The organism is Syntrophus aciditrophicus SB (assembly GCF_000013405.1).
GTDB classification, from domain to species: domain Bacteria; phylum Desulfobacterota; class Syntrophia; order Syntrophales; family Syntrophaceae; genus Syntrophus; species Syntrophus aciditrophicus.
The window spans coordinates 1,800,358-1,813,383 of sequence record NC_007759.1; the positions used below are offsets into that span (position 1 = coordinate 1,800,358).

General features: G+C 47.7%; 9 protein-coding genes and 1 other RNA gene. 5 read left to right on the forward strand and 5 right to left on the reverse strand.

The window, feature by feature from the left end:
• Positions 1-215 precede the first annotated feature (215 nt).
• The 4 genes from SYN_RS08245 to SYN_RS08255 all read right to left on the reverse strand — a co-directional run bounded on the left by SYN_RS08245 (position 216) and on the right by SYN_RS08255 (position 3,477).
• A complete protein-coding gene (locus tag SYN_RS08245; protein ID WP_041584899.1) occupies positions 216-1,448 on the reverse strand; it encodes a tyrosine-type recombinase/integrase in 1,233 nt (410 codons plus the stop codon).
• A gap of 179 nt (positions 1,449-1,627) precedes the next feature.
• Positions 1,628-1,983: a transfer-messenger RNA gene (gene ssrA / locus SYN_RS15810) on the reverse strand.
• 121 nt (positions 1,984-2,104) lie between these two features.
• The gene (gene smpB / locus SYN_RS08250; RefSeq protein ID WP_011417629.1) at positions 2,105-2,581 is read right to left on the reverse strand and encodes an SsrA-binding protein SmpB; all 477 of its coding nucleotides are present in this window, start codon (positions 2,579-2,581) and stop codon (positions 2,105-2,107) included.
• Between the two features lie 98 nt (positions 2,582-2,679).
• Positions 2,680-3,477: a tRNA lysidine(34) synthetase gene (locus tag SYN_RS08255; protein WP_011417630.1), complete on the reverse strand. Its 798-nt coding sequence runs from the start codon at positions 3,475-3,477 to the stop codon at positions 2,680-2,682.
• A gap of 283 nt (positions 3,478-3,760) precedes the next feature.
• Here SYN_RS08255 and selB point away from each other — a divergent pair, with 283 nt between their 5' ends.
• Positions 3,761-5,671 (forward strand): selenocysteine-specific translation elongation factor, encoded by a 1,911-nt coding sequence (selB, locus tag SYN_RS08260; protein WP_011417631.1) that lies wholly within the window; start codon positions 3,761-3,763, stop codon positions 5,669-5,671.
• A gap of 34 nt (positions 5,672-5,705) precedes the next feature.
• A complete protein-coding gene (locus SYN_RS08265) occupies positions 5,706-6,749 on the forward strand; it encodes a 3'-5' exoribonuclease YhaM family protein (RefSeq protein ID WP_011417632.1) in 1,044 nt (347 codons plus the stop codon).
• Positions 6,750-6,848: 99 nt separating this feature from the next.
• On the opposite strand, the gene SYN_RS08270 is transcribed toward SYN_RS08265, so the two are convergent.
• Positions 6,849-7,991, reverse strand: coding sequence for a hypothetical protein (locus tag SYN_RS08270; protein ID WP_011417633.1), 1,143 nt, complete (start codon positions 7,989-7,991; stop codon positions 6,849-6,851).
• Positions 7,992-8,521: 530 nt separating this feature from the next.
• On the opposite strand from SYN_RS08270, the gene cimA reads away from it, so the two are divergent.
• The 3 genes from cimA (at position 8,522) to SYN_RS08285 (ending at position 13,021) form a co-directional block, all read left to right on the forward strand.
• Positions 8,522-10,120, forward strand: coding sequence for a citramalate synthase (gene cimA / locus SYN_RS08275; protein WP_011417634.1), 1,599 nt, complete (start codon positions 8,522-8,524; stop codon positions 10,118-10,120).
• Positions 10,121-10,335: 215 nt separating this feature from the next.
• The gene (locus tag SYN_RS08280) at positions 10,336-10,944 is read left to right on the forward strand and encodes an L-threonylcarbamoyladenylate synthase (RefSeq protein ID WP_011417635.1); all 609 of its coding nucleotides are present in this window, start codon (positions 10,336-10,338) and stop codon (positions 10,942-10,944) included.
• A gap of 196 nt (positions 10,945-11,140) precedes the next feature.
• Complete coding sequence (locus tag SYN_RS08285; protein ID WP_158302954.1) at positions 11,141-13,021, forward strand: Rne/Rng family ribonuclease; 1,881 nt, start codon at positions 11,141-11,143, stop codon at positions 13,019-13,021.
• Positions 13,022-13,026 lie beyond the last annotated feature (5 nt).

The window sequence follows — 13,026 nt, forward strand, 5'->3', positions numbered from 1 at the left end:
ATTACTTTACAAAAAATATCCCCTGTTTCCCTTGCATTTCCCTGGTTCCCTCTGAATGAGAAAAACGGGATAACTACTCGAATCTTCACTTTCTTTCGTTATCCCATCTTATCCCTCGTTGTCCCTGATCGTGCGTTCAGGGTCTAGTGGGTAGGAGTGCTCCCGTCGAGGATCAAATCCCCCGAATACGGGATTCCGGCGAGTATCCCAGTGCATTATCCTTTGATTGTCTTGAACGGAACCAACACGCCGTTTGCCTTTAATCCGTCAAGATAATCCGCCCATATCTGCATCATTTTCCGGCGTTCTTCAAGGTGGGCCGTCCGATTGTAAGCCCGCCCGTTCGGGTCACGCACGGCATGGGCAAGCTGATGCTCGATGTAATCAGGCCGGACATGCAGGACTTCATCGAGAATGGTCCGCGCCATTGCCCGAAAGCCGTGGCCGGTCATGGTTTCCCTATCGTACCCCATGCGGCGAAGCGCTGCGTTAACGGCATTGTTGCTCATTGGCCGCGCGAAGGAGCGCCCGGACGGGAAAACGTAACGGCTTGGCCCGGTCACTTCCTTCAGTTCCGTCAATATCTCCACCGCCTGGCGGCAAAGCGGTACGATGTGTGCCTGTTTCATCTTCATCTTGTGCGCCGGTATGTTCCAAACGGCTTCGTCAAGATCAATCTCCGACCATTCCGCATTGCGCAGTTCTCCGGGGCGAGTGAAGAACATCGGCGCAAGCCTCAAGGCGCACTTCACAACAAAATGCCCCTGATAGCCGTCCAAGGCCCTTAAAAGGGGGGCAACTTCTTTGGGCTCCGTAAGCGCAGCATGGTGCCTTTCTCGCGGCTGCGGCAAGGCTCCTTTAAGATCGGCCGCAGGGTCGCGCTCTGCCCTTCCCGTGGCAACGGCATATCGGAAAACCTGCCCGGCAATCGTCCTGATCCGGTGTGCCGATTCGAGAGCGCCCCGGCTTTCCACCCTGCGAAGGACGGCGAGCAGTTCAGGCGCCTTGATTTGATTGATCGGGCGTTTACCGATCCATGGAAATAGATCACGCTCCAACCGGCTCATAATCGTGACGGCATGCCCAGGCGTCCACGTCGGCGTGAATTTCGTATGCCATTCCCGGCCAATGACCTCGAAGGTTTCGGTTTCTTCTGTTTTTGCCTGCTTCTGTGCCTTACGAATGGAATCAGGATCAATGTTGTTTGCAAGTAGCCTCCGGGCATCTTCCCGTTTGCGACGTGCGTCTTGCAGACTGATTTCCGGGTACGATCCGAGAGCAAGCTTCTTCTCTTTTTTGTCGAAACGATATTTAAACCGCCACAACTTACCACCGGAAGGCGTTATCAGAAGATATAGACCGCCTCCGTCAAATAGCGCAATTGGTTTGTCTTGCGGTCTGGCTTTTTGGACCTTCATATCCGTCAAAGGGATGATTCGTTTCGGCATGGTAATATCTCCACTTTTGGGTACCCGCATTACATTATGGGTACTCTTTGCTTCATTTTAGGTACCCATAAATCCCGGATTTTCATGAATCGTATAGCATGTTATTAGACGGAAATCAAGAAAAAACCCGCTATTTCTAACGGGTTTTGTACTTCTTTGTATTGTATTGGATTATGTCTTGGTGGAGGCGGCGGGAGTCGAACCCGCGTCCGAAAATATTCCACTGCAGTTTCTACGTACGTATCCTTTGTTTTGTCATTCGCACTCTGTAACGCCCAAAGGCAGGCTTTACTGATTGCTATCCCATGTGAATTTCGCCCTGTTCCCCACAGGAAAAGGTTAGGACTATCCTGCCTGAAATTACGCCCCCTCTGATCCGACAGGAAAAATCAGAAAGAACGTTAGCCGACTAAGCGGCTAATGCGTACTCGTAGTCGTTTGCGAGTATTGTTTTCCTACCTGTTTAACGAGGCCTGTAGGAACCTCGGTACGCTTCTACAGCTTCAACTATCCCCGTCGAAACCGTAACGCCCCCTTTTTTCAATGAACACGATACTTCACAAGTATCCATATTTATTTTTTATTATAATAATACTGCATTTTCCTAAAGTCAATAACTCTTTTGATCGTCAATATTATTAATAAATTCCGCATCCCTACCCTTCTCTGCTTCGGCTGCGCAGGCCACGTTCCATTGCACGGCGGTCCTCCTTTAATTTAATATCTTCTCTTTTATCATAGAGTTTTTTACCCCGGCCTACGCCGATTTCGACTTTGATCCGACTATTATTGAAGTAAACCTTCAAGGGAATCAGAGTAAATCCCTTTTCCCGCGATTTCCCGTAAAGTCTCCGGATTTCCCGTTTATGCATAAGCAGCTTGCGTACACGCTCCGGCTCGTGATTCGATATATTGCCATGGGAATAAGGCCCGATATGCATTCCGTAAAGATATATTTCTTCATCCTTGACCGCTACATAACTGTCTTTTAAATTTCCTTTACCGTCGCGCAGGGCTTTGACTTCTGTTCCTGCCAGGACAATCCCGGCCTCATAGGTATCTTCAATAAAATAATTTATTCTGGCCGTCTTGTTCTGGCAGATTATTTTTTCCGGCTTTTCCTTTTTTGCCACTTCTGTTTCACCCTGGGTTTCTTAATAAACCCTTTGTAATTTCTTTTGCCGTCTCTCTTCTGCATTCAGTGCCGATTAACGGTTTATTGCCCTGAAATTCAGCTTATCAACGCCGCAATCTCCATGCCGCATGAATCCGACTTCCGGATACGATGCAAGCCAGGCAGATAGTCCATCTTAACGTGACTCATCGCTTTGAAGATATTAGCACGGATATCCTTGTTCTCCTTTTCCAGAGAATCCAGCAGGTTCTTGATGTACCTCCGTCTAGAAACGGGGTTGGTGGGACAGGAGGATTCGACAATCGGGAATTCTCGTTCCCGGCTGTATTTCTTGATCAGTTCCTCACGGATATAAGTCAGAGGACGGATAATGTGCATCGATCCACCGAATATCGGCTGATCCGGCATCATCGTGCTGATTTCACGTCCATAAAACATGTTGATGAGCAGGGTTTCGATCATGTCGTCCTGGTGATGGGCCAATGCAATCTTATTGCAGCCTATTTCACCTGCAATTTCGAAAATCCGCTTTCTACGGAGTCTGGAACAGAGAAAACAGGGATTTTTTTTGTTGTAGTCGCTGTGGGACAGTGGGCCGATATCGGTCTTCTCCATCACGTAATTGTATCCACCAGCCTTCATATAACTTTCCAGCCTGTCATACCCGGCCGCGTCCGGATCAAAACCAGGGTCGATGTGAACGACGGTCAGAGAGAATTCCGGGACAAAAATCATAGGAGTGTTGAGCAGATCCAGAAGGGCAAGACTGTCCGCTCCGCCGGAAACGCCGACAAGCACGTGATCCCCCTCTTCAATCATCCGGTAATCCATGATGGCTTTTTCGAGCCATTTTTTGAGGTGATAAAACAGTTTCGTTTTTTTCCCTTCCTGCACTTACTCTTTATTCTCCTTCAAATTTCAGTAAATTTCTTTTTTACCTGAGAATAGTTTTTATATCAAGGATGAACAATGAAGAAAAAATCTTATTCATAAAGGATTTCAAGAACCGTCTATGGTTGATATCATGGATAAAATAACAAGCTTTTTGAAATTAAACGTCATCATCGGAACGCTTTTATCCGTTGTGAAATGTACGGGACTTTGTTAAAAGAAAAATTTACTGAAGGTCAATAGAAAACAGGCACCAACAAGGGACAGAAAAAGGGAATTAATTTTAATGAAACATGTTGTTCTGGGCACAGCCGGACACGTCGATCACGGAAAGACTGCGCTGATCAGGGCGCTCACCGGTGTGGATACCGATAGGCTCAAGGAGGAGAAAGAACGTGGCATCACCATTGAACTTGGTTTTGCCTCCCTCCGCCTTCGCAACGGTCAGATATGCGGCGTCGTTGACGTTCCTGGTCACGAACGATTCGTTAAAAACATGGTGGCAGGGGCTGCCGGCATAGACATGGTTCTGATGGTCATCGCCGCCGATGAAGGCGTTATGCCTCAAACCCGGGAACATCTTCAGATCTGCTCCCTGCTCAATATCCGCAAAGGCCTTGTGGCCTTGACCAAGATCGATCTCGTTGACCGCGACTGGATGGAACTTATCCGGGAGGATATTACAGACTTTCTGAAAGGCTCCTTTCTCGAGTCCGCTCCTGTGATCCCTGTCTCCTCTCAGACCGGTGAAGGGCTTACAGAACTTCTTTCTGCATTGGAAACGGTGGCCGCCGGTATTGAAGAAGAAATGGATACAGGGATATTCCGGCTTCCTGTGGATCGGGTCTTTACGATCCGCGGGTTTGGAACTGTTGTAACCGGATCGCTTCGTTCCGGACAGGTCAACGTGGCGGATACTGTGCAGATCCTTCCAGGAACCGTGACCGCAAAAGTCCGGGGCATTCAGGTCCACAATGCCGCAGTGACCTGTGCGGAAGCCGGCCAGAGAACAGCAATCAACCTGCAGGGACTGGAGAGGGCGGACATTCAGAGAGGACAGGTCCTTGTTCATCCGGACACAATGACGGCAACACTGCGTGTCGACACCTTTCTGGAATATCTTCCCCCCGACAAGAAAAAAATGATACACCGCTCACTGGTGCGTTTCCATACAGGGACGAGCGAAACCATGGCCAGAATTCTTCTGTTGGATCGGGATGAACTGCAGCCCGGAGAAAAGACCTATGCTCAATTCTTTACTGCGGAACCTGTAGTCACTATGGCCGGAGACCACTTTGTCATTCGGAGCTATTCTCCGATTACAACTCTGGGTGGCGGGCTCGTAGTGGATCCCCTCCCCCGGAAACATAAACGGAACGATCCGGCCATTCTGGAATCCTTTGCTCGGCTGCATCACGGCAGCGATGAGGACAAAGCCGCTGCCGTCATCGATCGGGCCGGTCCCGACGGCATCTCTCTGGCCTTTCTGGTTATGCGAACCGGACTGCCGTCGGCAAAGCTGAAAAAAATTCTGGACGTCCTTATATCAAGACACGCACTGGTCGTCCTTGATAAGGAAGCGCCTACGGTTGTGTCCGCACTGTTTCACCAGGAGCTTCAGCAGAAAATATTCAAGGAATTAAGCGCCTATCACAAAAAATATCCTTTGAAGGAGGGGCTTCTCAAGGAGGAGTTGCGTTCCGCACTGGGACGTCGTGTCCCGAACCGGCTGTTCCTGTCTGCCGTCCAGGCGCTGTCTCGAACGGGAAGAATCGTCCTTGACCGCGAAATCATCCGCCTTGCTGAGCACCAGGTCAGTCTCCAGGAAGACCTTGGAGAATTGCGGGAATCCTTGAACCGTCTCTATCTGGATGCTGGATTGACACCACCTACGATGCGGGAAGTGATGGAGAAATTTGCCCAAAAGAAAAATACGGCGCGCAAGGTCATGGATGTTATGCTTCGGGAAGGCATCCTGGTCAAGATCAGTGAAGATCTTTATTTTCATCGGGACAGTCTGCAGATTCTGCGGGGAAATTACAAGAATCTTCTGCTTAAGGAAGGCAAGGCAACCCCGGCCAGCTTCAGGGAACTGACGGGGCTGTCCCGGAAATTCATCATTCCATTGATGGAATATTTCGATCTTACGAAACTCACCATCCGTGCAGGGGAACACCGTCTTTTACGCGAGAAATAAGCATCATAGCCATTGGGCACAGTAAGGTTGATCAATGCCGGCTTATAAAGTTCTACAAAAAGGGAAAACTGGTGATCTTTTGAATGTGAAACATCTTTACATAAAGGATATTCAATCGGGAGAAAAAGTTCAGGACTCATTTCTTGTTACAGAGAAAAACGTGGCCTATTCTCAGAAAGGCGCCCCATATCTTAATCTCCGCCTGAAAGACAAGACCGGTCAGGTCGATGGAAAAATCTGGGATAATGCCCTGGAATGGGATAAACGATTTCGTAAGGGAGACGTTGTTCAGGTCAACGCCCGGGCTGTGAGTTTCAGGAACTCACTGCAGCTTTCCATCCTGTCCCTGAATACTCTCGATGATTCCGAAGTTATTCTGAATGATTACGTACCAACGACCCGGATGAACGTCGAAGTTATGTTCAGTGAACTGCAATCCATCATCGACCGGATCGATACCCCACCGCTGAAAAAATTACTTAAATCCTTCTTTGATGACCGTGAAATTGCGGAACGTTTCAAGCGGGCGCCGGCAGCCAAAGGGTTCCATCATATCTACCTGGGAGGACTTCTGGAGCATACCCATTCCGTAACCCGATTGCTGAGCCAGATCGCATCCCATTACCCTGGAGTGAACCGGGATCTTCTTCTGACAGGAGGAATCCTTCATGATATCGGCAAGATCAATGAATTTTCCTATGATCGCTTGGTTGAGTACAGTGACGAGGGCAGACTCATCGGTCACATTATCATCGGTGTAGAAATGATTGATGAAAAAATTACCGCAATCCCGGATTTCCCCGCTTATCTTGCCATGGAACTCCGCCATTTGATTCTGAGTCATCATGGCATACTGGAATACGGTTCCCCCAAGCGGCCCAAAACCCTGGAAGCCCTTATGGTTCATTATGTGGATGACTTAGATGCCAAGGTCAACGCCTTCCAGGAATATTTGAATGATTTCCGTGATGAAGATACGGGGTGGACGCCTTTCCACCGTTTTCTTGAACGGTATCTTTATCGGGGAAGAGTTCAGGAAATCACAGCAGAAGAACCGATTTCCCCGAAGGAATTTTGATTCCTCAACGAAACCGTTCCTTTGTTGCTCTCGCCGTCAAAATACAGAACCCGCAGGGAGATTGCCACTGCGGGTTCTTTTTAAGGTATTACGGTGTAGTTAATAGCGGAACACGGCCGCCATTTGTGCGCCACCGGGGAGAATTTCCGGCGCTACAACAAATACTTTTCCCCCATTCAGGAAAGTCTCTATGGCTGCATAATCTGCGAGATCCTCATTTCCCGGTTTTTTGCTTTCATCCAACACGATGGTATCGTCTTCTTCGTTATAGTTACCCCAGCATTGATATCCCTGGGCAATAAACAAAACTCCGATTTTTCCATGATGGGCGGCAGGAACGATTTCCAGAAGGTTGTCAGATGTCAGTCCCGTTCCCACAGACTGATTTAACTGCGATAGAGCCTCATCTTCAGCCTTCTGAAAATAAGGTCCCAAAATGGACCACGCATCACGGTGCAGCTGATCGAGACTCATCCCTTTCGGATGACCTGCAATGCCTTCTTCCATGAGCAGGGGATAGCTGTTGGCTTCACGATAAATAGGGAACTGATATTCCACACCCGCAAGAATCAGGGGAATATCGCGTTCTTTGAGGAAATCACGCAATCCTTTATCAATACGCTGGAAGTATCGTAAAAGATTTTGTTTCACATCTTCGATCTCGGCGCCATGACCAGACATCATTGTTCCGCGTTCTCCGCCTATTCCAGACCTGAATCGAATCTGTCTTTCCGGCTGATCAAGCTGAAGTGCATCCGCCAGGCCTTTCGGCAGATTGTCAACACTTAATTCACTAATGGATTGAGATGTACCTTCAAAAAGGTTGACCTCATTCTGACTCAGAGCAAGAACATAAAATCGTTCATCACCATGCATAAGTGGAAGAAGTGGTTTCATATGAAATCGGTCGGCAGTTACGAGAAGTTCCTCGAGATGATCAGGCAGACAGAAGTATCGAAAAATGTCCCTGGAAAGAAAAATAGCCAGACCATCACTTTGATTCCGCCAGAACAAAATATTACTCACCAGTTCCATTGCCGGTTCCAGAAATTCCTTAGCCTCATGCGCACGCATACCAGAACTTGTTAACGCCTCTTCTGCCTGGCGTATCATATTGCGCAAACGGATTGAATTCTGTTGACTTTCCACGCCGGTACGATAAGTCGGCATAAACATGGATACACACCAGTCATTCCGCTTCTGCATCAAAGTTTTCAGTTCTTCTTTAGATAATGCATTCATACGGCTTATCTCCCTTCTCCAACATTTTTCTTTTTAGTTAACATCTCACGAATTTCCTACTGAGCAATCCACCATCTAAAGACCATGAACTCTGGTGATACGAGTTACAGATAACCTTAATTTCCGGGAGCATTTTTTATTTATTATACCTCAAGAGCAAACAAAAGTCATTTAAAGGATAGTCTGAACATGCCGATAGCTTCTTCACTTTTCATTAATATTAATCTGAAATTATTTCTTATCTCTGCAAAGCCATTTTTCTGCTGAATATTCACTTTGTGATTGACAAACCATGCAAAACTCAGTATCAACAAATTTAATATATTTAAAAATAGGATGTAATTTACTTTTGACCTCGGAAAACATCATAACCTCCATTATCAGTCCTTCGGCAATTATAGGCATAATTAGCCCCGATATATATCGGGACCTGATAAGGGGGTAGTGTCTTTCTAAAAAAAGATTCCAAAAATCCGTTATCAGGTAAAACTGATAACGGATTTTTTTTTCCAGATAAGGAGAAATACAACATGACTGACCGGACAGATGTTTTAATTTATGATACTACCCTCAGGGACGGCACCCAGGGTGAAAAGATCAATTTTTCCGCAGAAGAGAAAGTGCGCATCGCCCAGCGGCTTGACGAAATGGGCTTTCATTACATCGAAGGCGGGTGGCCGGGTTCCAATCCCAAGGACATGCGATTTTTCGAACTTGGGAAACACATTCCGTTCAAGAACGCACGGCTGACGGCGTTTGGCAGCACCCGCAGACCCAATATCAAAGTGGAAAACTGTGCAAATATCCAGACACTGCTGGCGGCTGAGACACCGGCCGTTACAATTTTCGGTAAATCCTGGGATCTTCATGTCACCGATATTCTGACAATTCCTCTGGAAGAAAACCTGGCCATGATCCATGAGTCCATTGCATATCTGAAGGCGAACGGCAAGGAAGTCATCTATGACGCGGAGCACTTTTTCGATGGCTACAAGAAAAACCGTTTCTATGCGCTTCAGACGATTGAAACGGCATGGAAGGCTGGTGCTGATTTTATCGTCCTCTGTGATACCAACGGAGGAACGATACCACATGAATTGACGGTAATCGTGGAATATGTCCGAAGTTTCCTTCCAGATGCCCCACTGGGCATTCATGTTCACAACGATGGAGACCTTGCTGTGGCTAACTCCATTGCCGCCGTTTCTGCCGGCGCAACCATGGTCCAGGGCACTATCAACGGATATGGCGAGCGATGCGGTAATGCTGATCTTATTCCCATCATCGCCAATCTCCAGCTTAAAATGAACCGGTGGTGTCTGCCAGACAACTCGATCCGGCAACTGACCAATCTGTCGTATTACATCAGCGATGTGGCCAACATTCCGCCGCAGAATTCAAGGCCCTTTGTAGGGCGCAGTGCCTTTACCCATAAAGGAGGCGTTCATGTCAGCGCGATCCTTAAAAATCCTGCGGCATACGAGCACATCAGGCCGGAACTTGTGGGCAATGAGCAGCGCGTCCTGGTTTCTGATCTCTCCGGCAAGAGCAATATCGAATATAAAGCCCGGGAACTCGGAATCGATTTGGGGACCGAAGACGCCATCAGCACCCTGATCGTTCAGAAGATCAAGATCATGGAAGACGAAGGCTATCAATTCGACGCTGCGGACGGATCCCTGTCCCTGCTGATCAAGAAGATCACCGGAGAATTTAAGGAACCTTTCGTGCTAGAGTGTTTCCATGTTATCAATGCCAAAACGAAAAACAACCCTTCCCTCTCCCAGGCAACGATCAAGATCGTCGTGGGGAATGAAGAGGAACTGACCGCCGCGGAAGGCAACGGCCCCGTCAACGCCCTGGACAATGCCCTGCGCAAAGCCCTGGTGAAATTCTACCCGCAGATAAGCGAAGTTCACCTTGTGGATTTCAAGGTTAGAACTCTGGAGGGCGCTGATGGAACAGCCGCCAAAGTGAGGGTTTTACTGGACTCGAAGGACAACGAGGATGTCTGGAGCACGATCGGCGTTTCCACAAATGTAATTGAAGCAAGCTGGCACGCCCTGGTGGACAGCATTCAGTACAAGCTCTGCAAAGATAAAATTAACAAGCACCATGTGGGAGAATAAATCTGAGGAAAAAGCTCAGTTAACCGAATATACCCCTTATATTTCTGAAATACCTCAGAATTAAGGGGTATTTTTTTGTATCCTTCCCATTCGCATCCTGCATCAAAAAAATATCACACCATTCTCATTAACAAGTATATTGATAAGGTTATGGTTTTATGTTATCAATATAAAGTTAATAGATTTATAGATGTGAAAACGAAAGAACATCCTCCATGCTGTTATCGATAAACACTCAGAACCCTCAGACAAGACTTATCAAGAAGGTTGCCGAAATTCTGCGTGACGGAGGAATAGTTATCTATCCAACTGATACGGTATATGGCCTTGGATGCAATCTTTTCAACAAAAAAGGCATCGAGAAGATTTACGAAATCAAGAAAAGAAACAAAAAGCAGCCCCTCAGCTTTATCTGCGCCGACCTTAAGGATATCAGCAAATATGCCCAGGTAACCGATTTCGGTTACAGGATAATGAAGCGTCATCTTCCGGGCCCTTACACTTTCATTCTTCAAGCCTCGAGACTCGTCCCGAAGATCATTCTTCCCAAAAGACAGACAACTGGGATTCGTGTACCGGACAACAGGATCTGCATGGCTCTGGTTGCTGAACTGGGCCAACCCATCATCAGCACCAGCGTGAAGGCGGCTGATGATCGATATCTGAATGATCCGGAAGAGATTGAAAGTATATTCAAGCATCACGTTGATGTCATTATCAATGGGGGCATCATTGCAGCTGAACCTTCCACCATCGTCAGCCTGATCGATGATACCGTGGAAGTTTTGAGAATCGGCAAAGGAGATGCTTCGGAATTTATATAGACGGATAGGCCCGCCACTGGACAAGTCTTATTCTATTCTTACAGGATGGGTCTGATAAAGATATTAAAGATGTCATAAGGGAAGGTCGAGGAAAAAAACGTTTTTTGATCGTTTGAATCTTTTTTCTCCAGCCCGCAGTCTGCACAGGCGGACACCTTACACAAAAAGGACTATAAGGACTAATATGAAACATATCATGTTGATCAATGCTGTTCACCATGAACAGAAGCGCATGGCTATCGTTGAAGACGGAAAGCTAGTGGAGTTTAACATCCAGATGTCTCTGCGGGAACCGATCACAGGGAATATCTATAAAGGGATCGTTCTCAAAGTCGAACGAGGTCTGCAGGCCGCATTTGTCAATTTCGGCGTCGGCAAGGACGGATTTCTTCCTTTGCGGGATGTAAGTCCTGCATACTTCACAGAAAAAAAAGAGGCAGGGCGGGAAAGCGCACACTCCAGAGGGTCATTGAAAATCGGACAGGAAGTCATCGTTCAGGTCGCACGTGAGGTGAGTGGACGCAAAGGAGCCCTGCTGACCACATACTTATCCCTGCCTGGACGTTACCTTGTTCTGCTGCCCAATAAGCACAGCAGTGGAATTTCACGGAAAATCGAAGCTGAAGAAGACCGCCGTCTGTTGAAGACGCTAGTGGAACAGATTAAAATCGACGAGGGCATGGGGTTCATTGTTCGCACCGCGGGCATAAACCGGACAAAGCAGGAACTGTCCCGGGATTATCAGCACCTGCTTAGACTGTGGAAGGAAATACAGAAGCGGGCGGAAACCGATCCGGCACCGGCACTGATCTATCAGGAAAGCGACTTCGGCGTCAGAAGCCTGAGAGATTACTTCACTTCAGAAATTGAAGAAATACTGGTTGATGATCTCGAGACCTATCGCAAGATGAGAGCCTACTGCAAGGCTGTTGCGCCGAGAAATCTCCGAATGATCAAGCAGTATAAGGAAAGATTGCCCATTTTCAGCCAGTACAATCTTGAGGAGCAGATACGAGAGATTTATCAGGAGCGTGTGGAACTGAAGTCCGGGGGGTCGATCGTCATCAGTCCGACGGAAGCGATGATCACCATTGATGTCAACTCGGGACGTGCCTCAAATAAGAAAAATGTCGAAGATACGGCTTTTAAAACAAACCTGGAAGCCGCTGAAGAAATTGGAAGACAGCTTCGACTGAGAGACTTGGGTGGATTGATCGTCATCGACTTTATTGACATGACGGATCGGAAGCATGAGGCTGAAGTGGAAAAAACCTTCAAGAAAGCACTTACCCTTGATCGCGCCCGTATCCAGATGTCCCGGATTTCAAAATTCGGCATCCTGGAATTGTCACGCCAGAAGAAGCATTCCACGATTCAGGAAATCAGTTATACCACTTGTCCCTTCTGCAGCGGTAGCGGTATCCGCCCCTCCCTGGAATATACGGCACTGAGCGCTTTCCGGAAAATTGAAACGGAAGCCGCCAAGGAAAAAGCAAACGCCCTGAAAATAAGTGTTCCCTATGAAATTGCTGATTATCTTCTCAATCAGAAGCGCACCGACATTCAGAGAATAGAAACTCTGTATGATCTTTCCATTCATATTTCGGGAAAAGCGGATATGACTTGGGATCATGCGGCCATTTCAGCGGTTGCCCGTGAACTTGCAACCGAAACACCGGAAACGGCGGAGGAAGAAAAGCCCTCTCTTCCAGTTGAAGCGCTTCGAGGTCAGGAGCTGGAACCTGCCGCGTCGGGAAACGCTGGAGAATCTGTGGAAACAGCTTCCGGCTCGGGCGGTCCGGAAGAGCTTTTACCTGCAACGGAACTGGCCAAGAAAAAAAGTCGGCGCCGCCCCCGAAAGAGGAGAAGGAAATCGGAAGAGAAGGTAGAGGCTGCCGCGGCTCCTTCTTTGCCGGAGGGCATGGACGAATCTCCAATTTCCCCCGAACAAGATGTTTTCGGAGAAATTCTTTCCTATCCACCTGTAATAACTCAAGAAAGCGTTGAAGAACATCCGGTTTTGTCACCCGTCTCACAAGAATCGGATAACAGGAAGGAAGTCATCGAGGAAGAATAGGTCGT